The following is a 21,785-nucleotide window of genomic DNA, read 5'->3' as shown; positions in this document are numbered from 1 at the left end:
CCCCGCGCCGCCGAGGGGGTTAGCGTTGCCGTGTGCCCTACTTCGATGCCGCTTCCGCCGCTCCTCTTCATCCCGTTGCCCGTCAGGCGCTGATGGCCTCTCTGGACGAGGGGTGGGCGGATCCCGCGCGGCTGTACAAGGAGGGGCGGCGGGCGCGGCTGTTGCTCGACGCCGCCCGGGAGACCGCCGCCGAGGCGGTGGGCTGCCGGCCGGACGAGCTGGTGTTCACGCCGTCCGGGACGGCCGCGGTGCACTCCGGGATCGCGGGGGCGCTGGCCGGGCGGCGGCGCACCGGGCATCACCTGATCGTGTCAGCGGTCGAACACTCTTCTGTCCTCCATGCGGCGGAGGTTCACCGGTCCGGCGGCGGCGCGGTCACCGAGGTGCCGGTGGACCGCACGGGCGCCGTACGCCCGTCCGAGTTCGCGGGGGCGCTGCGGCCGGACACCGCGCTGGCCTGTCTCCAGTCCGCCAACCACGAGGTGGGCACCCTTCAGCCGGTGGCCGAGGCGGCCGAGGCGTGCCGCGCGGCGGGGGTGCCGCTGCTGGTGGACGCGGCCCAGTCGCTGGGCTGGGGTCCGGTGGAGGGCGGCTGGTCGCTGCTCGCGGCGAGCGCCCACAAGTGGGGCGGCCCCTCGGGCGTCGGGCTGCTGGCGGTGCGCAAGGGCGTGCGGTTCGCGCCCCAGGGTCCGCGGGACGAGCGGGAGTCGGGGCGGGCGCCCGGCTTCGAGAACCTCCCGGCGATCGTGGCCGCGGCGGCGTCGCTGCGGGCGGTGCGGGCGGAGGCCGCCCAGGAGGCGGTACGGCTGCGGGAACTGACGGAGCGGATCCGGGCGCGGGTGCCGGCGCTGGTGCCGGACGTGGAGGTGGTCGGGGACCCGGAGCGGCGGCTGCCGGGCGTCGTCACCTTCTCGTGTCTCTATGTCGACGGAGAGACCGTGCTGCACGAGCTGGACCGGGCCGGGTTCTCCGTGTCGTCCGGCTCGTCCTGCACCAGCAGCACGCTGACGCCCAGCCATGTGCTGAAGGCGATGGGGGTGCTCAGCGAGGGCAACGTCCGCGTCTCGCTGCCGCCGGGCACGGACGAGGAGGACGTGGAACGCTTCCTCGACGTGCTGCCGGGGGTGGTGGCGGGGGTGCGTGAGCAGCTCGGCGCGCCGGTGTCCCGGACGGAGACCGTCCCCGAGGGGCCGGACGAGGCGCTGGTGGTGGACGCGCTGGGGCGGCGCTGCCCGATCCCGGTGATCGAGCTGGCCAAGGTGATCGGCGACGTGCCGGTGGGCGGCCTGGTGCGGGTCCTCTCGGACGACGAGGCGGCCCGGCTGGACATCCCCGCGTGGTGCGAGATGCGCGGCCAGGAGTACGTCGGCGAGCAGCCGGCGGACCGGGGCGCGGCCCATGTGGTCCGCCGGCTGTCGTGACGCGGCTGGTGACTCGGCCGGTGACTCAGCTCAGGTGCTCGCGCACCTCGGCGGCTGCGTCGTCGCCGTACGCCTTGGTGAAGCGCTCCATGAAGTGACCGCGGCGCAGCTGGTACTCCTGGGTGCCGACCGTCTCGATGACCAGGGTCGCCAGCATGCAGCCGACCTGCGCGGCGCGCTCCAGCGAGACGCCCCACGCCAGGCCGGACAGGAAGCCGGCGCGGAAGGCGTCGCCGACACCGGTCGGGTCGGCCTTGCGCTCCTCGTCGGGGCAGGCGACCTCGACGGCCGGCTCACCGGCCCGCTCGATGCGCACGCCACGGGCGCCGAGGGTGGTGACCCGGTGGCCGACCTTGGCGAGGATCTCCTCGTCGGTCCAGCCGGTCTTCGTCTCGATGAGGCCCTTCTCGTACTCGTTGGAGAAGAGGTACGTGGCCCCGTCCAGCAGTATCCGGATCTCCTCGCCGTCCATGCGGGCGATCTGCTGGGAGAAGTCGGCGGCGAACGGAATGCCCCGCGAGCGGCACTCCTCGGTGTGCCGGAGCATCGCCTCCGGGTCGTCCGCGCCGATGGACACCAGGTCCAGACCGCCCACGCGGTCGGCGACGGTCTTCAGCTCGATCAGGCGGGCCTCGCTCATCGCGCCCGTGTAGAAGGAGCCGATCTGGTTGTGGTCGGAGTCCGTGGTGCACACGAAGCGGGCGGTGTGCAGCGTGTCCGAGATGCGGACGGAGTCGGTGTCGACGCCGTGCCGCTCCAGCCAGGCCCGGTACTCGTCGAAGTCGAACCCGGCCGCGCCGACCAGGATCGGGCGGGTGCCGAGCTGACCCATGCCGAAGGCGATGTTCGCGGCCACCCCGCCGCGACGTACGTCGAGGTTGTCGACCAGGAAGGACAGCGAGACCGTGTGCAGCTGGTCCGCGACGAGCTGGTCGGCGAAGCGGCCGGGGAAGGTCATGAGGTGGTCGGTGGCGATGGAGCCGGTGACTGCGATGCGCACGGCGTGGATTCTCCTGGGGGAGGCGGTTTGACACTTCACGCTACCGGGTGGGGACGGTGTGCAGAAGCAGCCGAAACTACCCGATAGTAGCTCTTTCTTCGCGCCTGTCGGCGTGCATACGGTGCGGACATGACGAACACCAAGGTCCACACCCCCGCTCCGGTCGACCTCGAGGGCGACCTGACCGCGCTGCGCGGCGACTGCGCCCGGATGGTCCCGCACTGGGCGGCGCCCGAGCGGGCGGCGGCCCGGCCGGTGTCGCCCTCCCTGATCCATGGGGTGGACGTGCCGCCCGCCTCCGCGCGGATGCTCGACGCCATGTCCGACTACGGCGACTGAGCGACAACGGGGAACCGCGCGCTCCCCCACTGCGTCCCATCGCTGTCCCCCGTAGAGGGGATGCGGGATACGAACCCTCAGCAGCCCCGGTGCGACCGGGCAGGGTCCGCATGGGACAGCTGTGCAGGCGAAGGAGCGATGCGGTGAACACCGAGCGACCCGACCACGACGACGAGCCGCGCCCCGTCTCGGGCGACGCGCCCGACACCGGGGCCTCGGGGCCCGAGGGCGGTGAGGTCGAGGGCGCGGACAGCGGGACGGCTGAGGCCGGGACCGCCGAGCAGCGGCCCGCCACGGCGTCCGGTGGACCCACCGCATCCGCGGCCGGCACAGGTGCGACGGCCGGGTCCGAGGAGCCCGGACGGACCGAACCGCGGGCTGCGTCGGCCGACGCGTCGGCGCCTTCGCGGCTGACGAAACCGGAAGCGGCCGGTTCGCAGGACGGCGACGACACGCCCCGCGCCGAGGCTTCGGCGGCGGAGGCGGGCGAGCCGGCGAAGGGCACCCCCGCAGCCGAGGAATCCGCGCCCACGCGGGCCGACACTACGACGAACGGAGCGGACGAGCCCGCCAAGGACACCCCCGCAACCGAGGAGCCCGAGCCCACACGGGCCGAGGCTTCGGCGACCAGGACGAGCAGTGGAGCCTCCGCGTCCGGAGCCGCCGGCACGGGAGCCGCGGGCGACGCGCTCCCCGGGCCGACCGCAGCGCCCGCCGCCGCGTCGGCCACCGCGCCCGCCGACGACACCGTCGGCGGCGAGCCCGCCGACGACCACGCCTACGCCGGCTCCGAGCCCGTCGTCGGCGCCGGTCATGACCGGGACCGCAGGCCCGGTGGACCGGCGCGGCGGCGGACGCCGGCGCTCGTCGTCTCCGTCGCCGCGGCCGTGCTGCTGGTCGGCGGCGGTGGGGCGTATCTCGCGGCCGGTACGGGCGGGGACTCCGCGGGCGGCGGTACGACGCCGGGGGCGAACGGCGACGCCACTCCCCCGCCGCTCGCCCTGGACGGCTACTCCGAGAGCGGCCCGAACGGGATCGCGCCGGGCGAGCCCAACCCGTACGGCGCGACCTACCGTGCCGAGGGCACGCTCCCCGAGGGACCGGACGCGGCGCCGGTGTTCCATGCGCGGGGCCAGGTCACCGAGAAGCAGGTCGTCGCGCTGGCCGAGGTGCTGGGCGTGGAGGGCAAGCCGGTCGCCGAGGGCGGTTCCTGGCGCATCGGCGGCCAGGACGGCTCCGGCCCGACCCTGCGCGTCGACCGGCAGGCCCCCGGCACCTGGACGTACAGCCGGAACATCCCCGGCGGTGACAACTGCAAGGGCGCCACCTGCAAGGCCCCGACGGGCGGCGCCGGGGGGAGCGCGGTGAGCGAGGCCGCCGCGAAGAAGGCCGCCGCGCCGGTGCTGAAGGCGGTGGGCCAGGACGACGCCAAGCTGGACGCGAGCCAGGTGCTGGACGGCAGCCGGGTGGTGAACGCCGACCCGGTGGTCGGCGGGCTGCCGACGTACGGCTGGACGACCGGGGTGGTCGTCGGGTCCGGCGGCGAGGTGGTCGGCGGCAGCGGCCGGCTGGCTCAGCCGGTGAAGGGCGACGAGTACCCGGTGATGGGCGCCCGCGAGGCGCTGGACGCGATGAACGGCGCGCCCGGCGCCGGGGACCGCGTGGAGATCGGCGGCTGCGCCACGCCCGTACCGCTGGACGGGGAGCAGCAGCGGGAGGAGCCGTGCGCCCCGGCGGCGAAGGAGCCGGCGGGCGACACGGTGTCGGTGGACGAGGCGGTGTTCGGTCTGGCCGCGCACTCGGTGGGCGGCAAGCCCGCGCTGGTGCCGTCCTGGCTGTTCGAGGTGCGCCCGGCGGGCTCGGACAACCCGTTCACGGTGACGCATCCGGCGGTGGAGCCGGAGTTCCTCGCCGCGCCGTCGGGATCCGGGGAGCGTCCGGGCGAGGAGCCGTCGGGTCCCGGTGACGAGTCGACGTCCGCGCCGGCCACCCGTGACGTCGAGGTGCAGGGCTACCGGGCCGAGGGCGACGAGCTGACCGTGACGTTCGAGGGCGGCGTCTGCGCCGACTACAAGGCGACGGCGAGCGAGAGCGGCGGCGAGGTCACCGTGCGGGTGACCGAGACGCCCTGGCCGGACAAGGTGTGCATCATGATCGCCAAGCAGTACGAGCGGACGCTGCGGCTGGACGCCCCGCTGGGCGACCGCCAGGTGGTGACGGCGGACGGCGAGCCGGTGCCGCTGCACAAGGGCGGCGCCCGCCTGCCCGCGCCGGGCGGCGCCCGCTGAGCGCCTGACGGCGCACGCGTACGACGAAGGCGGCGGTCCCGATGCACGGGGCCGCCGCCTTCGTCATGGGCCGGCCGGGCCGGCGACGCTCAGCTGAAGGAGTCGCCGCAGGCGCAGGAACCCGTGGCGTTCGGGTTGTCGATCGTGAAGCCCTGCTTCTCGATGGTGTCGACGAAGTCGATGGTGGCGCCGCCCAGGTACGGGGCGCTCATGCGGTCGGTGACGACCTTCACACCACCGAAGTCCTTCTCCACGTCGCCGTCGAGCGAGCGCTCGTCGAAGAAGAGCTGGTAGCGCAGGCCGGAGCAGCCGCCGGGCTGGACGGCGACGCGCAGGGCGAGGTCGTCACGGCCTTCCTGGTCGAGCAGGGCCTTGACCTTGGACGCGGCGGCGTCGGTCAGGATGATGCCGTCGGTGACGGTGGTGGTCTCGTCCGATACGGACATCTACATCTCTCCCGGGTTGTACGGAGACTGCTTGCCGACGGTTGCAACCGACGGGGCCGCGGATTCATTCCGGGCCGGGTGCGTCTTTTCCTCGGCTCCCTCCTCATGCTCGCACACGCCGTGCGGAGCGGAAACCGTCGCTTGTGGGGGCCCGCGGGGAACGAAGCGGCGGCCGCCGGGATTCACGTCACATGGACGCTATAGCCATCGTCAAAGTGACGTGAACCGGTTATGATAGATAGCGTCAATTCGACGAGAAGTCGCCAGAACAGAAAGGGTGCGTGTCGTGACCACCGCCCAGACCCAGGAGCTCGACGTCCAGCCGACGCCCCTCGCCCTGCTGCTCCTCGGCCGTGAGGCCGACCCGAGGAGCGAGCGCGGTGTGGAGTGCCCCGGCGACCTCCCCTCGCCGTCCGACCCGGACCTGGTGGAGCGCGCCCGCGCGGCCAAGGCGAAGCTCGGGGACAAGGTCTTCGTGCTCGGCCACCACTACCAGCGGGACGAGGTCATCCAGTTCGCCGACGTCACGGGCGACTCCTTCAAGCTGGCGCGGGACGCGGCCGCCCGCCCGCAGGCCGAGTACATCGTGTTCTGCGGTGTGCACTTCATGGCCGAGTCCGCCGACATCCTCACCGGCGACGACCAGAAGGTCGTCCTGCCGGACCTCGCGGCCGGCTGCTCCATGGCGGACATGGCGACGGCCGAGCAGGTCGCCGAGTGCTGGGACGTGCTGACCGAGGCCGGGATCGCCGAGCAGGTCGTCCCCGTCTCGTACATGAACTCCTCCGCCGACATCAAGGCCTTCACCGGCAAGCACGGCGGCACGATCTGCACCTCGTCGAACGCGCAGCGCGCCCTGGACTGGGCGTTCCAGCAGGGCGAGAAGGTCCTCTTCCTCCCCGACCAGCACCTCGGCCGCAACACGGCGGTGCGGGACATGGGGATGTCCCTGGAGGACTGCGTCGTCTACAACCCGCACAGGCCGAACGGCGGCCTGACCGCCGAGGAGCTGCGCGCCGCCAAGATGATCCTGTGGCGCGGCCACTGCTCGGTGCACGGCCGCTTCAGCCTGGACTCGGTGAACGAGGTCCGTGAGCGCATCCCGGGCGTCAACGTCCTGGTGCACCCCGAGTGCCGCCACGAGGTCGTCGCCGCGGCCGATTACGTCGGCTCGACCGAGTACATCATCAAGACGCTGGAGGCGGCCCCGGCCGGCTCGAAGTGGGCCATCGGCACCGAGCTGAACCTGGTCCGGCGCCTGGCGAACCGTTTCGCGTCCGAGGACAAGGAGATCGTGTTCCTCGACCGCACGGTCTGCTTCTGCTCGACGATGAACCGCATCGACCTCCCCCACCTGGTCTGGGCCCTGGAGTCCCTCGCCGAGGGCACCCTGGTCAACCGCATCGAGGTCGACAAGGAGACGGAAGCCTTCGCCAAGCTCGCCCTGGAGCGGATGCTGGCGCTGCCGTAGCCGCCCGCCCCGCCCTCACCCCGACACGGGCTCCCGGTCGGGGTGAGGGCGAGTGCTGTCGGAACACAACTGTGGCCAACTTCCCCATTGAGGTTCGTAGCTGACGTGTAGTGAAATCTGATCTCCATCATCGGAATCCGGTTCTTAGACGGGGAGTCATGAAGCGACTGCTCTCAACAGCTGCCGTCACGGCGGCACTTGCCGCCGGCATTGTCATCAACACCTCAACCCCCGCAGCCGCGGCTGAGGCCCCTCCGCTTTGCAACAGCGCCGTTCAGATCGGTAGCACCGCTTACATAGAGTGGCGCGGGCAGAGTGTCGTCTCTGTGAAGCAGTTCAAGGGCTGCGGAAAGAATTGGGCGTACGCCTACGTCTGGCAGAGCTTCCGGGACACCCACCCCTCTTGGAGAATCAGCAGTTGGATTCGAACGGGTTCGTCCAATTTGGGGGTGAGGACCTCACAGGGAATAGAGGTCTGGTCAGAGGGCACCCCTACGCTGGATGTATGCACACAAGCGGGGGGCCAACTCGATTTCAATTCCCAGCGCTTGTTCGACTACACGGACACACGCTGCTGACGCCGTCATCCTCCAGCCCTTGCAGGTGGGGCACAACACCCAGGCCTACCAGCGGCGGTGAACCCGCGTCCAGCCTCAGCTGAGTGGCTACAGGGAATGCACGTCACGCGGCCATGCCGCCGTGGATGCAGCATATGCACGGCAAATCGACGGTGGCCGGTTCCCGAACCGATCGTTCCGGTTCGGAAACCGGCCACCGCTGGTCAGTTGATCAGACGGACGCCGGCCGCGTCTCGTCGGAGGAGGCGTCCGGCGCGTCCGGCGCCGGCTGCTCGGGCAGGCCCGCCTTCCTGGCCCGCTTCGCCGCCCGCTTCTGGGCGCGGCGCTCCTTGCGGAGCTCCAGCATCGCGTAGAGCGTCGGGACCAGGAGCAGGGTGAGCAGGGTCGACGTGATCAGGCCGCCGATCACCACCACCGCGAGCGGCTGGGCGATGAAGCCGCCCTCACCGGTGACGCCGAGCGCCATCGGGAGCAGGGCGAAGATCGTCGCCAGGGCCGTCATGAGGATGGGCCGCAGCCGGTGCCGGCCGCCCTCGAGCACGGCGTCGACGACGCCGTAACCCTGCTTGCGGTACTGGTTGATCAGGTCGATCAGCACGATCGCGTTGGTGACCACGATGCCGATCAGCATCAGCATGCCGATCATCGCCGGGACGCCCATCGGGGTGCCGGTGACCAGCAGCAGGCCGATCGCGCCGGTCGCGGCGAACGGGACGGACACCAGCAGGATCAGCGGCTGGGCCAGCGACCGGAAGGTGCCGACCAGCAGCATGAAGACGATCGCGATGGCGGCCAGCATGGCCAGGCCCAGGTTGACGAAGGCCTCGTCCTGGTCCTCGGTCACGCCGCCGATCTCGGCCGTCGCGCCCGCGGGCAGCGTCAGCTCGTTGATCTTCGTCTGGAGCGCCGTGCCCACGGCGCCCGTGTTGTCGCCGACCGGGCGGGCGGTGACGGTGGCCGCGCGCTGGCCGTCGATCCGGGTCATGGAGACCGGGCCGTCGACCACCCGGACGGTGGCGACGTCACCCAGCTTCACCGGGCCGAGGCGCAGGTTGCGCAGCTGCTCGACGGTCGTGGCGGGCCGCGCCGAGCGGATCACGACGTCCCGCTCGGTGTCGTCGAGGACGGCCTTGGCGGCCGGGGTGCCCTTCACCGACTGGGCGACGGCCATCCCGAGCGTCTGGGCGTCGAAGCCGGCCGCGGCGGCCTTCTCGTTGGGCTCGACCGAGATGCGGGGCACGCTCTGCGCCAGGTCGCTGGTGACGTCGGTGACGTCGTCCAGGGAGGCCACCGCCTCGCGGACCTGCTCGGCCGCCTTGCTCAGCACCTGCGCGTCGGCCGCCTTGACGACCACGCTGAGGTCCTGGCTGCCGAAGCCGTCACCGGAGGCCACCGTGGTGGTGCCGATGCCGTCGAGCCCGGCGAGGCCCTTCTCGATGTCGTCCCGGACGTCGTCGGAGGACGCGGAGTCCTCCAGCATGATCTGGTAGGTCGCCTGGTTGGTGTCGGTGCCGCCGCCGAAGGCCGCCATGAAGCCGGACGAGCCGACGGTGACCTGGTAGTCCTTGACGCCCTCGGTGTCCGAGAGCAGCTGCTCGACCTTCTTCGCCTGGGCGTCGGTGGCGGCCAGGCTGGCGCCCGGCTTCAGCTCCTGACGGACGGTCAGGACCTGCTGCTCGCCCGCGTCGAAGAAGTTGGTCTTCAGCAGCGGTGCCATGGCGAAGGTGGCGATCAGCACGACGACCGCGATGGCCACGCTGGTCAGCCGGCGCCGGGTGGCGAAGCGCAGCACGGGCACGTAGACGCGCTGGAGGCGGCTCTTCGCCTCCTTCTCCTCGGCCGCCCTGCGGGCCTCCTCGGCGTCCTCGGGGGTGCCCTTCGGGGGCCGCAGGAACCAGTACGACAGGACCGGGACGACCGTCAGCGACACCAGCAGGGACGCCAGCAGCGCGGCGGTGACCGTGAGGCTGAAGGAGCCGAACAGCTCGCCCACCATGCCGCCGACCAGGCCGATCGGCAGGAACACGGCGACGGTGGTGAGGGTGGAGGAGGTGACCGCGCCGGCCACCTCGCGCACCGCGTTCATGATCGCGGAGTGGCGTTCCTCGCCGTAGCCGAGGTGCCGCTTGATGTTCTCCAGGACGACGATGGAGTCGTCGACGACCCGGCCGATGGCGATGGTCAGGGCGCCCAGCGTCAGCATGTTGAGGGACAGGTCGCGGGTCCACAGCACGATCAGCGCGAGCACCACCGACAGCGGGATGGACACCGCGGTGACGAGGGTGGAGCGGACCGACGCGAGGAAGACCAGGATCACCAGCACGGCGAAGAGCAGGCCGAGCGCGCCCTCGGTGGTCAGGCCGTCGATGGCCTTGGAGACCGCGGGGCCCTGGTCGCTGACCACGGTGAGGGTGGCGCCGTCGCCGAGGTCCTCGCGGAGCTCGGGCAGCTTGTCCTGGACGGCCTCGGAGATGGCGACGGCGCTGCCGTCGTGGTCCATGGTGGCCATCACGGCGAGGCTGGGCCTGCCGTTGGTCCGGGTGAGGGAGTTCGAGCTCGCCTCCTCCTGGCGCACGGTGGCGACGTCGCCGAGGCGGACCGGGTCGCCCTCGCCGGGGGCGGCGGTGACCATCAGGTCCTGGATCTGCCGCACGGAGGTGAAGCCGCCGCCGACCTGGACGGTGCGGTTGGCGCCGTTCTCGTCGAAGGAGCCGGCCGGGACGGTGGCGCCGCCGGCCTGGAGGGCCTGCGCGATGGACGCGGTGGTCAGGCCCGCCTCGGCGAGCTTCGCGTTGTCGGGGACGACGGTGACCTGGAGGTCCCGTACGCCGTCCACCTGGACCTGGCCGACGCCGTCGATGCTCTTCAGCTCGGGCACCACCGTGCGGTCCAGCTGGTCGGCGAGCGCCTGCTGGTCCTTGTCGGAGGTGACGGCGAGCACCACGGTGGGGATGTCGTCCGTGGAACCGGCGACGACCTGCGGGTCCACCTCGGACGGCAGCCGGGCGCCGGCCCGGTTGACGGCCTGCTGCACGTCGGCGACGAGCTGCTGGGTGTCGTTGCCGTAGTCGAAGGACGCCATGATCACGGCGGTGCCCTCGCTCGCCTTCGAGGTGACGCCGGAGATGCCGTCGACGGCCTCCAGGCTGTCCTCGATGGGTTCGACGACCTGCTTCTCCACCACGTCCGGCGACGCGCCCTGGTAGGGCGCGATCACGGAGACCATGGGCAGTTCGATGGTGGGCAGGAGCTGCTGCTTGAGCTGGGGTATCGCGATCGCCCCGAACACGAGCGCGATGATCGACATCAGTCCGATCAGCGCCCGTTGCGCGAGGCTGAATCTGGACAGCCAGGACATAGGTCAGGGTCTCTTTTCCGTGGAGCGGCGGAGGTCCGGCAGGCGGGCGCGCGCACAGTGGGCGGCCCGCTCTACACCCTGGGCCATGACCGGGGGCCGATCCGTGGTCCCGAGGTCCGATTCTTCACACGGCGCCTACTCCCGGCGCAGTACTCGCGGCTACGCCTGGTCCGTCCTCGGACGGACCAGCCCCGACTCGTAGGCGATCACCACGAGCTGGGCCCGGTCGCGGGCGCCCAGCTTGGCCATGGCGCGGTTGACGTGGGTCTTCACCGTGAGCGGGCTGACCTCGAGCCGCTCGGCGATCTCGTCGTTGGAGTGGCCGCCCGCGACCTGCACCAGCACCTCCCGCTCGCGCACGGTGAGCGAGTCCAGGCGCTCGGCGCGCTCCGGGTCCCGGTCGGGTCCCGGCGGGCCGTCCTGGGCGAGGAAACGGGCGATGAGGCCCTTGGTGGCCTGCGGGGACAGCAGCGCCTCTCCCCCGGCGGCGATGCGGACGGCGCTCAGCATCTCGCCGGGCTCGGAGCCCTTGCCGAGGAAGCCGGAGGCGCCCGCCCGCAGCGACTGCACCACGTAGTCGTCGACCTCGAAGGTCGTCAGTATCACCACCCGCACCTCGTCCAGCGCGGGGTCGGCGCTGATCTCGCGGGTGGCGGCGAGCCCGTCGGTGCCGGGCATGCGGATGTCCATGAGGACCACGTCGGGCCGGTGCTCGCGCGCCAGCCGGACGGCCTCGGCGCCGTCGGACGCCTCGCCCACCACCTCCATGTCCGGTTCGGAGTCGACCAGGACGCGGAAGGCGCTGCGCAGCAGTGCCTGGTCGTCGGCGAGCAGGACGCGGATCGTCATGCGGGCTCCAGCGGGGCGGCGGTCACGGGCGTCCGCCGGGGGCGGCGGTGGTGCGGGGCTCGACGGGAAGGATCGCATGCACGCGGAAGCCGCCGCCGTAGCGGGGGCCGGTGGTCAGGGTGCCGCGCAGCGCGGTGACGCGTTCGCGCATGCCGAGCAGTCCGTGCCCGCCGCCGGGGGCGGCGGCCTGGCCCTCGTCGCTGCCGTCGTCGAGCACGGTGACCTCGATGTGCGGTCCGACGCGTACGACGCTGACCTCGGCGCGCGCGCCGGCCCCGGCGTGCTTCTGCACGTTGGTCAGCGCCTCCTGGACGATCCGGTACGCGGCGAGGTCGACGGCGGCGGGCAGCTCGGTGCCCTGGTCGGCGCGGGCGACCTCGACGTGAAGTCCGGCGTTGCGGAAGGTGGCGGCGAGCTCGTCGAGGCGGTCGAGGCCGGGGGCGGGCTCGGTGGGCGCCTCGGGGTCGCCGGACTGGCGCAGCAGGCCGACGGTGGCGCGCAGTTCCCCGAGCGCGTGGCGGCTGGCCTCGCGGACGTGGGCGAGGGCCTCCTTGGCCTGGTCGGGGCGCTTGTCCATGACGTGGGCTGCGACGCCGGCCTGCACGTTGACCAGGGCGATGTGGTGGGCGACCACGTCGTGCAGGTCGCGGGCGATGCGCAGGCGTTCCTCGGCGACCCGGCGGCGGGCCTCCTCCTCGCGGGTGCGTTCGGCCCGTTCGGCGCGCTCCCGGATGGCCTGGACGAAGGCGCGGCGGCTGCGGACGGCGTCGCCCGCGGTGGCGCCGATGCCGGTCCAGGCGAGGATCGCCAGGTTCTCCTGGGCGTACCAGGGCAGGGGTCCGGCGGCCATCGCGGCGCCGGTGAGGACGGTCATGGTGAGCAGGCCGAGCCGCCAGGTGGTGGGGCGGTCGGTGGAGGCGGCGACGGTGAAGAGGGCGATCACCGCGCACATGGCGACGGGGGCGCGGGGGTCGCCGGTGACGGACTCGGCGACGGAGAGGCCGCCCGTGACGCCGAGCACCGTGAGGGGGGCGCGGCGCCGGAGGACGAGCGAGGCGGCGCCGAGCGTCATCAGGACGAGGCTGAGCGGGTCGGGGGTGCGCAGGGCCCAGCGGACCCCCTCGGGGTCGTGCGGGTCGACGAACGACCCCGCGACCATGCACAGCAGGACGCCGACGGCCAGTGCCGCGTCCACGGCGGTCGGGTGGGCCCGCGCCCGGCAGCGGGCGCGTGTCAGGGTGCTCACGGCTGGTTGCGGTGACCGGGGCGGACGCCCGTGCGGCGCGGCCCCGGCTCCCCCCTCTCTGCGGACGGCCTGTGGACGGCGCGCGGACGGTCGGACCCGGGTGTCCCGGGACGTCTCAGGTCCCCGGGATGAGGCCCTCGTCGGTGAGGAGGCCGCGGACCTCCTCGAGGGTGGCGTCGGGGGACGGGAGGATGAGGTCGGACGGCTCCAGGGAGTCGTCCGGCAGCGGCTCGCCCAGCTCGTGCACCTTGGCCAGCAGTGCCTGGAGCGTGGCGCGGAAGCCGGGTCCGTCGCCCTTCTCCATCTCAGCGAGCAGTTCCTCGTCCAGCTTGTTCAGCTCGGCGAGCCGGCTCTCCGCCAGCGTCACCTGCCCCTCCCCCATGATCCGTACGATCATGTCGCCCTCCTCGGCGTGGGCTACTGCTTGTCGAAGCGCGGGGTGTCCTGCGGCTGCTGCTGGGTTTCCGGCTGCGCCTGGCCCTGGCCGCCCTCGAGGGCCTGCCGGTCGCCGGAGGTGCCGCCGGCCAGCTCGGCCTTCATGCGCTGCAGTTCGAGCTCCACGTCCGTGCCGCCGGAGAGGCGGTCCAGCTCGGCCTGGATGTCGTCCTTGTGCATGCCGGACTGGTCGTCGAGCGCGCCCGAGGCGAGCAGCTCGTCGATCGCGCCGGCCCGCGCCTGGAGCTGGGCGGTCTTGTCCTCGGCCCGCTGGATGGCCAGGCCCACGTCGCCCATCTCCTCGGAGATGCCGGAGAAGGCCTCGCCGATCCGGGTCTGCGCCTGGGCCGCGGTGTAGGTGGCCTTGATGGTCTCCTTCTTGGTGCGGAAGGCGTCCACCTTGGCCTGGAGGCGCTGCGCGGCCAGCGTCAGCTTCTCCTCCTCGCCCTGGAGCGTGGCGTGCTGGGTCTCCAGGTCGGTCACCTGCTGCTGGAGCGCGGCGCGGCGGGAGAGGGCCTCGCGGGCCAGGTCCTCGCGGCCCAGCGCGAGCGCCTTGCGGCCCTGGTCCTCCAGCTTCGACGACTGGGACTGGAGCTGGTTGAGCTGGAGTTCCAGGCGCTTGCGGCTGGTCGCCACGTCGGCGACGCCACGGCGGACCTTCTGGAGCAGCTCCAGCTGCTTCTGATACGAGTAGTCGAGGGTTTCGCGCGGGTCCTCGGCCCGGTCAAGGGCCTTGTTCGCCTTCGCGCGGAAGATCATCCCCATACGCTTCATGACACCGCTCATGGGCTTCGCGCGCCCCCTTCTGACGGACTCCAGCTCCAGTGACTGCCTCAGAACCCACAGTACGGGCCCTGCATCCATTACCGCACTGTTCGGGGACGGATGCGCTCATCCCCAAGGACGACTGCGTACCCTCCTGATCCGGCGTAGGGAGTAGGTGGTCCCCGGGGTGGAGGTCCGCCGGCCGTGCCGTCGGGCCCCCCGCTACGTCCCCATCTGTCCTAGGAGAGACGTCCGGTGTTGCCGGATCGTTCCCCGTGGGGCTGTGGTCCAACCCCGGCCACCCCGTACCCTTGGGTGTTGTGTTCCGTAGCCGTGCCAAGGAAGAGAAGGCATCCGGCGCCGACAAGGCGACGATGACCGACTCCAGTCAGCCCCGTCATCCGGAGGCCCCCAAGGGCCGCCCCACACCCAAGCGCAGCGAGGCCCAGTCGCAGCGCCGCAGCGTGGCCAACACCTCGATGTCACGCAAGGAGGGTGCCAAGCGCCAGCGTGAGGAGCGCCGTGCCGCACTGGAGCGTCAGCGCCAGGCGCTGGCCAGCGGCGACGAGCGGTACCTGCCCGCGCGCGACAAGGGTCCGGTGCGCCGGTTCGCCCGCGACTTCGTGGACTCGCGCTTCCACATCGCGGAGTGGTTCCTGCCGATGGCCGTGGTCATCCTCGTGCTGAGCATGGTGCGGGTGGCGCAGCTCCAGAACATCGCGCTGCTGCTGTGGCTGGTCGTCATCGTGATGATCGTGCTCGACTCGGTCGTGACGGGCGTCCGGCTGAAGAAGACGCTCGCCGAGCGCTTCCCGGACGAGAACCGGCGCGGCGCGGTCGCCTACGCGCTGATGCGCACGCTCCAGATGCGCCGGCTGCGGCTGCCCAAGCCCCAGGTGAAGCGCGGGGAGCGGCCCTGAGCACCACCCCGTTCGCGCACGGTACGACGGCGCCGGGTCCGGTCGGCGGGCCCGGCCGTCTGCGTGACGTCGTCCGTGAGGAGCTGGTGGCCCGCCAGCTGGAGGAGCAGATAGTCGGGCGTTTCCCGGTCGGGAAACGGTTGCGGGTGCTCGACGTGGGCATGGGCCGGGGCGCGCAGGCGCTGCGGCTGGCCCGGGCCGGCCATCAGGTGACGGGCGTCGAGCAGGACGCCGCGTCGCTCGCGGCGGTCCGGGAGGCGTTCGCCGGGGAGCCCGAGGGCATCCGGGAGCGGATGCGGATCATCGAGGGGCATGCCGGGGACACCGGTGTGCACTTCCTGCCGGGCAGTTTCGACGTCGTGCTCTGTCATGGCGTGCTCATGGGCGACGTGGAGGAGCCGGACGCGCTGCTCGCGGGGGTGGCGCGGATGCTGGCGCCCGGCGGGATGCTGTCGCTGCTCGTGCGCAACGGCGACGCGGCGGCGATGCGGGCGGGGCTGTCCGGCGACTGGGCGGGGGCGCTGGCGGCGTTCTGCCCGCCGACCTCCTCGTACGGGCTGGCGCGGCTGACGTCGACGCTCGCGGGCATCGGGGCGCCGCTGCACACCTGGTACGGCGTGCGGGTCTTCACCGACACGGCGGCGGACGACGCGGTGCTGCCGGACGATCTGGACGCGGTGCTGGCGGTGGAGGACCGGGCCGGGCGGACGGACCCGTACCGGGGGGTCGCGGCGCTGCTGCACCTGTGCGGGGTCCGGGGCTGAGGGCTCAGCCCCGGAACGCCTCAGCCCGGACCTCGTCCTGGGTGAGGTCGGCTCACGCCTCGTCGGCGGTCTCGCTCTCCGCCGCCGTGGTCTCGTCCGCGTGCAGGCTCATCGGGCCGTAGATCTCGGTGCCGTCCTCCAGCAGCCGCACCTGGTCGGCGCCGCCCTCCTGGAGGGCCTTCCAGTTCTCCCCGATCCAGGACTCGGCGTCCCCCTGCGTGGTGAACTCCTCCGGCGGCACCGCGGGCGCGACCTGCGTCCCGTCGGCCTTCTCGAACCGCCACGTCCATGCCGCCATGTACGCCTCCCTAGCGTGTGAGCTCACTGCACAGCAGAAGCCGGATCTTGGTCCGGCTCCTGACCAAGAGCGTAGTCGGACGGGCATCGGCTGTGGGGAAAGGTGAGAATCGGGGCGTGGAACTCACTCTGCTCGGCACCGGCGCCCCGGCGGGACTGCCCCGCCCCGACTGTCCCTGCGCGGCGTGCGCGTGCGCGCTCGGACCGGACGCGCGGGCGGCGACCTCCGTGCTGGTGGACGGCGTGCTGCTGCTCGACCTCACTCCCGGCGCGGCCTTCGCCGCGGCCCGTGCGGGGCGTTCGCCGGCAGGCGTACGCCAGGTGCTGCTGTCCCACCCGCACGACGGCCCCGCGGTGGAGGTGCCGGCCGGGCTGCCGCAGCCGGGGCGGGTGCCGGACGGGCGGGAGCTGACACTGCTGACGGGGCACAAGGTGCGGGCGGTGGCGCTGGACGCGCCGGGCACCGGGTACGCGGTGACCGGTCCCGACGGGCAGCGGCTGCTGTACCTGCCGCCGGGCGGCGCGCCGGCCGGGCTCGAGGCGCCGGCCGAGCCGTACGCGACGGTCGTGCTGGACGTCCTGGGCCGCCCGGACGCGCTGGCGCGGCTGCGGGAGACGGGCGCGGCGGGGCCGGCCACGGACGTCGTCGCCGTGCACCTGGACCACGACGTGCCGCCGGGTGCCGAGGTACGGCGCCGGCTCGCGGCGGCGGGCGCGCGCGCCGTGCCGGACGGGACCACGCTGGAGGCCGGCGCGTACGACGACGTCCCCGCCGTGCCGCGCCGCACGCTGGTGCTGGGCGGGGCGCGGTCGGGCAAGTCGGTGGAGGCGGAGCGGCGCCTGGAGTCCTTCCCCGAGGTCCTGTACGTGGCGACCGGCGGCTCGCGCAACGGGGACACGGAGTGGGCGGCGCGGGTGTCCGCGCACCAGGAGCGGCGGCCGGGGTCCTGGCGGACCGTGGAGACCTGCGACCTGGTGCCCCTGCTCAAGGACGACGGCCCGCCGCTCCTCGTCGACTGCCTGTCGCTGTGGCTGACGGACGCGATGGACGCGGTGGGCGCCTGGGACGACGCGGAGTGGGCGGACGGCGGCGAACGGGCCCTCCGCGACCGGGTGCGCGCCCTGACGGACGCGGTCCGCGAAACCCGCCGCACGCTGGTCGCGGTCTCCAACGAGGTCGGCTCCGGCATCGTCCCCGCCACCGCCTCGGGCCGCCGCTACCGCGACGAACTGGGCCGCCTGAACACGGCGTTCGCGCAGGAGTGCGAGCAGGTACTGCTGGTGGTGGCGGGCCAGACGCTGGCGCTGCGCGGCTGATGGGGACGCGGCGTCCGGCCCGGGCCTCCGCCGCGAGTTGCGCGTCGTCGGGCCCGCGGGCGACGGCCCCGGCTCGCCGGTGACGGGTCGCGAGGCAGCCCGGCACGGCAACCAGGTGCGCGGTTCCGCGCGTGCGGCAGCGGGCCGTGCGGCGCGGGTCAGCGTTTCGGTTTGCGGGCGATGACCCGGTACGTGTTGGCGAGCGGGGTGTGGCGGGCCAGGGGGGAGAGGGCCAGGTCCAGCGCCGCCGCCGCGACGACCAGGGGGATGCCGGCACGCAGCAGTGCGGCGCGCAGGCGTTGATCCGCCGGGGAGGGCGGGACGGCTCGCCAGGGGGTGTCCGGGGCGGGGAGCGCGTGCGACAGGGCGAGGGCCGCGAGGCCGGCCAGGTCGTGCGGCACGTGGGCGGCACGGTGGCCGGCGGTGACGATCTCGCAGCCGCAAGCCTCGAGTTCCTCGCGGAGGTTGCGGCGGGGCAGCAGGTGCAGCCGGCGGGGCTGGTCGTAGGGCAGCCACCAGCGGCCGAACAGGACGGCATAGACGCAACGCGGGTCGAGGGTCTCGATCAGCAGGTGACCGCCGGGGCGCAGCGCGGCGAGGGCGGCGTGCAGTTCGGCGCGCGGGTCGGTGGTGCGCTCCAGGTGGTGCAGCAGGCTGACCACGTCGTAGCGGCCGGACAGCCGGGCCAGCACCCCGGGGTCGGTGAGCGGCCCCACATGGGCCTCCTCGACCCGGCCGAGCTCACGGGCCCGCTCGACGCGCGAGGTGAGGTCGGTGCCGTCGAACGCGGTGTACGGGAAGAACTCCCGCGCCGTGTCCGGGAAGCGGGCGAGCCCGGTGCCGACGTCCAGCCAGCTCTCCGGTTCGCCGAACGGCAGCATCGCGCGGGCCGTGGCGCGGCGGCGGTGCCGTACGGCGTGCAGGGCGAGGACACGTTCGGTGGCGGGGTCGCGCGGGGCGCCGCGCACCGCGCGCCGGTAGAAGGCCAGGCCCTCGGGGGTGAGCCTGGGGTTCTGGAAGGTGTGGCCGCAGTCCCGGCACTCGTCGACGGTGAACAGCCCGGGCCGGTGCCGGCGCAGATCCCCCGTTCTCAGCCGGGTGCGCAGCCGCGCGGAGCCGCACCAGGGGCAGTCCGGGCGGCGCGGTTCGTGCACCCGGGCGGAGCCGTGCGGGGCGGGGAACGCGGTGTCGGGGGCGGTGGCGGACATGGGCGGCTCCCGGCGTGAGGGCGTACGGCACGCGGGTGGCGCGACGTGCGGGGACGGTCGGGGACGGACGGAGGGATCTCCGGCATTCCCGAGCAAAACGTTACGTACGGGAGGGCCTCGCGGGGTGGATCACGGCCGGGGTGGCGTGGTGGGGGTGAGGCCGCGAACGCGGGGACGACCGGCGCTCCGGGGTGTTCGACGAGGGCCGGTACTGTTCGGCGAATGAGCTCGCTTAATCTCGACGACTTCACCGATCTGATCGAGCGTCCGGACGGCGGGGTACGCCGTGACGCGGAGGAGCACCGGGCCCGCCTCGTGGTCCCGCCCGGGTCGCTGGGCCGCCTGGACGACCTGGGTGAGTGGCTGGCCGCGGCGCAGTCCTCGGTGCCGGTGCGGCCGGTGGAGCGGCCGCGGGTGGTGCTGTTCGCGGGCGACCACAAGATCGCCGAGCTGGAGGTCTCGGCGCGTCCGGCGGGCACCGCCGTGGAGCTGGTGCGGGACGTGCTGGAGGGCGGCCGGCCGGTGTCGGTGCTGGCGCGCCGGCTGGACGTGCCGGTGCGGGTGGTCGACATGGCGCTGGACTGCGACCCGGCGTCGCTGCCCGAGGACGTCGTACGCCACCGGGTGCGGCGCGGCAGCGGACGGATCGACGTGGAGGACGCGCTGACCCTGGAGGAGGCCGAGGCGGCGTTCCGCGCGGGGATGGCGGTGGCGGACGAGGAGGCCGACTCCGGTACGGACCTGGTGGTGCTGGGCGACGTCAGCGTCGGCGGCACGACCGCGGCGGGCGTGCTGGTCGCGGCGCTGTGCGGGACGGACGCGTCGGTGGTGACCGGGCGCGGCGGCCTGGCGATCGACGACCTGGCGTGGATGCGCAAGTGCGCGGCGATCCGGGACGCGCTGCGGCGGGCGCGGCCGGTGCTGGGCGACCAGCTGAAGCTGCTGGCGACCGTGGGCGGGGCGGACCTCACCGCGATGACCGGGTTCCTGTTGCAGAGCGCGGTGCGGAAGCTGCCGGTGCTGCTGGACGGGGTGGTGACGGCGGCGTGCGCTCTGGTGGCGCAGCGGGTGGCGTTCCGGGCGCCGGACTGGTGGCTGGCGTCGCACGCGAGTGGGGAGCCGGGGCAGGCGAAGGCGTTGGACCGGATGGCGTTGGAGCCGGTGCTGCCGCGGGGGGTCGCGGTGGGGGAGGGTGCGGGGGCGCTGCTGGCGCTGCCGTTGGTGCAGGCCGCGGCGGCGTTGGCCGCGGAGTTGCCTGCTCGGCAGGAGCTTGCCAAGGGCGCGTGAGGTGACGCCCCTCAGGGGTGTGGGGGTTGCGCGGACGGGAGTTCGACTCAGGGCGCCCTTTGAGGCCCGGGGGGACGGTCACGCCTCGGGGGCTTCGCCCCCGGACCCCCTTCGCGCAGTTCCCCGCGCCCCCAAGGGCGTCGCCCTCCCCCGCGCTTTCATGGTGGGTCCGGTTTGCCGCCCAGCCAGTCCTGGATCGCCCGCGCGGGACGCGACCAGCGGCGGTCGTGGTGGTAGGCGCGGAGGAGGGCCTTCGCGCGGGCGCGATGGCGCCGGCGGTAGAACCGCTTGGCCCACGGGGAGCCCGGGCGCGCCAGCCGCAGGGAGGCGACGATCGCCACCAGCGGGACGACCACGCCGAAGACCGCGAGCCGCACCTTCCCCTTGCTCAGGGCGATCAACGCGAAGCCGAAATTCGCGGCGATGCCGGTCAGCACGCCAGCGCGGTTCTGAAGTTCCTGCTGCGTGAGGTCGTTGACGCCGAACGGCGCGAACCCGGCCAGCAGGAGGCCGACCAGCGCCGCCGTGACCACCACCATCTCCACGCTCTTGCGTCCGGCCTCCGACCAGTACACGTCGTCCAGGTGCAGGATCAGCGCGAACTCGTCGAGCACGAGCCCCGCGCCCATGCCGAACAGCACGGCGCTGACATAGGGCCCGGAGCCGTGTCCCCCGCTCGCCACCGCGCCGAAGCCGCCGACGACGGTGAGGATGACTCCGGGCACCACGTGGTGGACGTGCACCGAGCCGGCGGTGACGTTGCCGAAAGGACCCTTGCCGGCGCGGATCAGGCGGGTGATGACCCGGGTGATCACGAACGTGAGGACGAAGGCGCCGAGGGCGAGGAGCAGCGGGAGCTTGCCCGGCTCGATGACGTTCCGCTCCAGCCACTGTCCCATATGCGTACTTTATTCTCGGCCGCACCCGGCGCCCTGGTGACCGCCGGGTAATCTGCGCCGGTGCCCGAGCCCTCCCCCGCGTCCCCCGCGTCGTCCCCGTCCTCCGCCTCCCTCGCCGACGGCCTCCGCTTCGCCTTCGGCACCCTCACCGTGCTCCCGGCCGGGCGGCTGACCCGCTGGGACCGTCCGGCCGCGCGGGCGGGCATGCTGTGCGCGCCCGTGGTCGGGCTGGTGGTGGGCGCAGTGGCCGCCGCGACCGGACTGGCGCTGCTGCTTCTCGGGGCGGGGCCGCTGCTCGCCGCCGTGGCCTGTGTCGCCGTTCCGGCCGCGCTGACCCGGGGGCTGCACCTGGACGGGCTGGCCGACACCGCGGACGGACTGGGCAGCGGCAAGCCCGCCGAGGACGCGCTGCGGATCATGAAGCAGTCGGACGTCGGGCCGTTCGGGGTGCTCACGCTGGTGCTCGTGCTGCTGGCGCAGGTGGCCGCGCTGGCACAGGCGTACGACGGCTCCTGGGCGCGGGGCGCGCTGGCCGCCGTGGCGTCGGCGGTCGCGGCGCGGCTCGCCCTCACCCTGGCCGCGCGCACCGGCGTGCCGGCCGCCCGGCCGGAGGGGCTGGGCGCGGCGGTCGCGGGGGTGGTGCCGGTGCCGCGCGCGGCGGCTGTCGCGCTCCTCGCCACCGGGCTGCTCGCGGCCGCGGGCGCGGCCCTGGGGGCGTACGACGCACTGCGCGCCGGGCTGGCCGTGGCGGTGGCCGCCGGAGCCGCCGATCTGCTGCTGCGGCGCTGCGTACGGCGGTTCGGCGGGGTGACCGGCGACGTGTTCGGCGGGGTCGCGGAGACGGCGGCGACGACGGCGCTCGTCGTCATGTCCCTGGGCTGAGACGATCGTCGTATC

19 protein-coding genes are annotated in these 21,785 nt (G+C 73.4%); 9 read left to right on the top strand and 10 right to left on the bottom strand.

Annotation, left to right across the window (positions count from 1 at the left end):
• Nucleotides 1–32 precede the first annotated feature (32 nt).
• Nucleotides 33–1,421 carry a cysteine desulfurase/sulfurtransferase TusA family protein gene (locus tag ACFOSY_RS19980; protein ID WP_394308726.1) on the top strand — a complete coding sequence of 463 codons (1,389 nt, stop codon included), beginning with the start codon at nucleotides 33–35 and terminating at the stop codon, nucleotides 1,419–1,421.
• Between the two features lie 25 nt (nucleotides 1,422–1,446).
• Here ACFOSY_RS19980 and ACFOSY_RS19975 read toward each other — a convergent pair whose 3' ends face one another.
• Nucleotides 1,447–2,421 (bottom strand): carbohydrate kinase family protein, encoded by a 975-nt coding sequence (locus ACFOSY_RS19975; protein WP_394308724.1) that lies wholly within the window; start codon nucleotides 2,419–2,421, stop codon nucleotides 1,447–1,449.
• 129 nt (nucleotides 2,422–2,550) lie between these two features.
• Between ACFOSY_RS19975 and ACFOSY_RS19970 the strand changes: the two genes are divergently transcribed.
• The gene (locus tag ACFOSY_RS19970) at nucleotides 2,551–2,760 is read left to right on the top strand and encodes a hypothetical protein (protein ID WP_394308722.1); all 210 of its coding nucleotides are present in this window, start codon (nucleotides 2,551–2,553) and stop codon (nucleotides 2,758–2,760) included.
• A 143-nt stretch (nucleotides 2,761–2,903) separates the two neighbouring features.
• Nucleotides 2,904–5,048 (top strand): hypothetical protein, encoded by a 2,145-nt coding sequence (locus ACFOSY_RS19965; protein ID WP_394308720.1) that lies wholly within the window; start codon nucleotides 2,904–2,906, stop codon nucleotides 5,046–5,048.
• Nucleotides 5,049–5,137: 89 nt separating this feature from the next.
• Here ACFOSY_RS19965 and ACFOSY_RS19960 read toward each other — a convergent pair whose 3' ends face one another.
• A complete protein-coding gene (locus ACFOSY_RS19960) occupies nucleotides 5,138–5,494 on the bottom strand; it encodes a HesB/IscA family protein (RefSeq protein WP_006135694.1) in 357 nt (118 codons plus the stop codon).
• 286 nt (nucleotides 5,495–5,780) lie between these two features.
• On the opposite strand from ACFOSY_RS19960, the gene nadA reads away from it, so the two are divergent.
• Entirely contained in the window at nucleotides 5,781–6,965 is a 1,185-nt protein-coding gene (nadA, locus tag ACFOSY_RS19955) for a quinolinate synthase NadA (RefSeq protein WP_394308717.1), read from the top strand.
• A 789-nt stretch (nucleotides 6,966–7,754) separates the two neighbouring features.
• On the opposite strand, the gene ACFOSY_RS19950 is transcribed toward nadA, so the two are convergent.
• The 5 genes from ACFOSY_RS19950 to ACFOSY_RS19930 all read right to left on the bottom strand — a co-directional run bounded on the left by ACFOSY_RS19950 (nucleotide 7,755) and on the right by ACFOSY_RS19930 (nucleotide 14,205).
• Entirely contained in the window at nucleotides 7,755–10,901 is a 3,147-nt protein-coding gene (locus ACFOSY_RS19950) for an efflux RND transporter permease subunit (protein WP_394308715.1), read from the bottom strand.
• A 159-nt stretch (nucleotides 10,902–11,060) separates the two neighbouring features.
• A complete protein-coding gene (locus tag ACFOSY_RS19945) occupies nucleotides 11,061–11,750 on the bottom strand; it encodes a response regulator (protein WP_394308712.1) in 690 nt (229 codons plus the stop codon).
• Nucleotides 11,751–11,772: 22 nt separating this feature from the next.
• The gene (locus tag ACFOSY_RS19940) at nucleotides 11,773–12,996 is read right to left on the bottom strand and encodes a sensor histidine kinase (protein ID WP_394308709.1); all 1,224 of its coding nucleotides are present in this window, start codon (nucleotides 12,994–12,996) and stop codon (nucleotides 11,773–11,775) included.
• Nucleotides 12,997–13,111: 115 nt separating this feature from the next.
• A complete protein-coding gene (gene pspAA / locus ACFOSY_RS19935; RefSeq protein WP_369155639.1) occupies nucleotides 13,112–13,393 on the bottom strand; it encodes a PspA-associated protein PspAA in 282 nt (93 codons plus the stop codon).
• Nucleotides 13,394–13,413: 20 nt separating this feature from the next.
• Nucleotides 13,414–14,205: a PspA/IM30 family protein gene (locus tag ACFOSY_RS19930; protein WP_275412775.1), complete on the bottom strand. Its 792-nt coding sequence runs from the start codon at nucleotides 14,203–14,205 to the stop codon at nucleotides 13,414–13,416.
• Between the two features lie 365 nt (nucleotides 14,206–14,570).
• On the opposite strand from ACFOSY_RS19930, the gene ACFOSY_RS19925 reads away from it, so the two are divergent.
• Both ACFOSY_RS19925 and ACFOSY_RS19920 read left to right on the top strand, forming a co-directional pair.
• A complete protein-coding gene (locus tag ACFOSY_RS19925; protein WP_394308981.1) occupies nucleotides 14,571–15,116 on the top strand; it encodes a DUF3043 domain-containing protein in 546 nt (181 codons plus the stop codon).
• Nucleotides 15,117–15,202: 86 nt separating this feature from the next.
• A complete protein-coding gene (locus ACFOSY_RS19920) occupies nucleotides 15,203–15,880 on the top strand; it encodes a methyltransferase domain-containing protein (RefSeq protein WP_394308706.1) in 678 nt (225 codons plus the stop codon).
• 52 nt (nucleotides 15,881–15,932) lie between these two features.
• On the opposite strand, the gene ACFOSY_RS19915 is transcribed toward ACFOSY_RS19920, so the two are convergent.
• Nucleotides 15,933–16,178 carry a hypothetical protein gene (locus ACFOSY_RS19915; RefSeq protein WP_394308703.1) on the bottom strand — a complete coding sequence of 82 codons (246 nt, stop codon included), beginning with the start codon at nucleotides 16,176–16,178 and terminating at the stop codon, nucleotides 15,933–15,935.
• Between the two features lie 116 nt (nucleotides 16,179–16,294).
• Here ACFOSY_RS19915 and ACFOSY_RS19910 point away from each other — a divergent pair, with 116 nt between their 5' ends.
• Nucleotides 16,295–17,494 carry a bifunctional adenosylcobinamide kinase/adenosylcobinamide-phosphate guanylyltransferase gene (locus ACFOSY_RS19910; RefSeq protein ID WP_394308701.1) on the top strand — a complete coding sequence of 400 codons (1,200 nt, stop codon included), beginning with the start codon at nucleotides 16,295–16,297 and terminating at the stop codon, nucleotides 17,492–17,494.
• A gap of 158 nt (nucleotides 17,495–17,652) precedes the next feature.
• Here ACFOSY_RS19910 and ACFOSY_RS19905 read toward each other — a convergent pair whose 3' ends face one another.
• A complete protein-coding gene (locus tag ACFOSY_RS19905; RefSeq protein WP_394308699.1) occupies nucleotides 17,653–18,702 on the bottom strand; it encodes a class I SAM-dependent methyltransferase in 1,050 nt (349 codons plus the stop codon).
• A 222-nt stretch (nucleotides 18,703–18,924) separates the two neighbouring features.
• On the opposite strand from ACFOSY_RS19905, the gene cobT reads away from it, so the two are divergent.
• Entirely contained in the window at nucleotides 18,925–19,989 is a 1,065-nt protein-coding gene (cobT, locus tag ACFOSY_RS19900) for a nicotinate-nucleotide--dimethylbenzimidazole phosphoribosyltransferase (protein WP_394308696.1), read from the top strand.
• 158 nt (nucleotides 19,990–20,147) lie between these two features.
• On the opposite strand, the gene ACFOSY_RS19895 is transcribed toward cobT, so the two are convergent.
• Nucleotides 20,148–20,888: a hypothetical protein gene (locus tag ACFOSY_RS19895; protein WP_394308693.1), complete on the bottom strand. Its 741-nt coding sequence runs from the start codon at nucleotides 20,886–20,888 to the stop codon at nucleotides 20,148–20,150.
• Between the two features lie 60 nt (nucleotides 20,889–20,948).
• Between ACFOSY_RS19895 and ACFOSY_RS19890 the strand changes: the two genes are divergently transcribed.
• Entirely contained in the window at nucleotides 20,949–21,770 is an 822-nt protein-coding gene (locus ACFOSY_RS19890) for an adenosylcobinamide-GDP ribazoletransferase (RefSeq protein ID WP_394308691.1), read from the top strand.
• Nucleotides 21,771–21,785 lie beyond the last annotated feature (15 nt).

This window comes from Streptomyces lusitanus, from assembly GCF_042647945.1.
GTDB lineage: Bacteria > Actinomycetota > Actinomycetes > Streptomycetales > Streptomycetaceae > Streptomyces > Streptomyces pseudogriseolus.
The sequence above is the reverse complement of the archived record's forward strand: the minus strand, read 5'-3'. Positions and strand labels throughout refer to the sequence as shown.

What these genes read in the sequence shown, in the direction of transcription:
- cobT (WP_394308696.1), top strand. Translation starts at nt 18,925, where the DNA reads ATGAGCTCGCTTAATCTCGACGACTTCACCGATCTGATCGAGCGTCCG.
- ACFOSY_RS19905 (WP_394308699.1), bottom strand. Translation starts at nt 18,702, where the DNA reads ATGTCCGCCACCGCCCCCGACACCGCGTTCCCCGCCCCGCACGGCTCC.
- ACFOSY_RS19915 (WP_394308703.1), bottom strand. Translation starts at nt 16,178, where the DNA reads ATGGCGGCATGGACGTGGCGGTTCGAGAAGGCCGACGGGACGCAGGTC.
- ACFOSY_RS19895 (WP_394308693.1), bottom strand. Translation starts at nt 20,888, where the DNA reads ATGGGACAGTGGCTGGAGCGGAACGTCATCGAGCCGGGCAAGCTCCCG.
- ACFOSY_RS19950 (WP_394308715.1), bottom strand. Translation starts at nt 10,901, where the DNA reads ATGTCCTGGCTGTCCAGATTCAGCCTCGCGCAACGGGCGCTGATCGGA.
- ACFOSY_RS19970 (WP_394308722.1), top strand. Translation starts at nt 2,551, where the DNA reads ATGACGAACACCAAGGTCCACACCCCCGCTCCGGTCGACCTCGAGGGC.
- pspAA (WP_369155639.1), bottom strand. Translation starts at nt 13,393, where the DNA reads ATGATCGTACGGATCATGGGGGAGGGGCAGGTGACGCTGGCGGAGAGC.
- ACFOSY_RS19945 (WP_394308712.1), bottom strand. Translation starts at nt 11,750, where the DNA reads ATGACGATCCGCGTCCTGCTCGCCGACGACCAGGCACTGCTGCGCAGC.
- ACFOSY_RS19960 (WP_006135694.1), bottom strand. Translation starts at nt 5,494, where the DNA reads ATGTCCGTATCGGACGAGACCACCACCGTCACCGACGGCATCATCCTG.
- ACFOSY_RS19930 (WP_275412775.1), bottom strand. Translation starts at nt 14,205, where the DNA reads ATGAAGCGTATGGGGATGATCTTCCGCGCGAAGGCGAACAAGGCCCTT.
- ACFOSY_RS19925 (WP_394308981.1), top strand. Translation starts at nt 14,571, where the DNA reads ATGACCGACTCCAGTCAGCCCCGTCATCCGGAGGCCCCCAAGGGCCGC.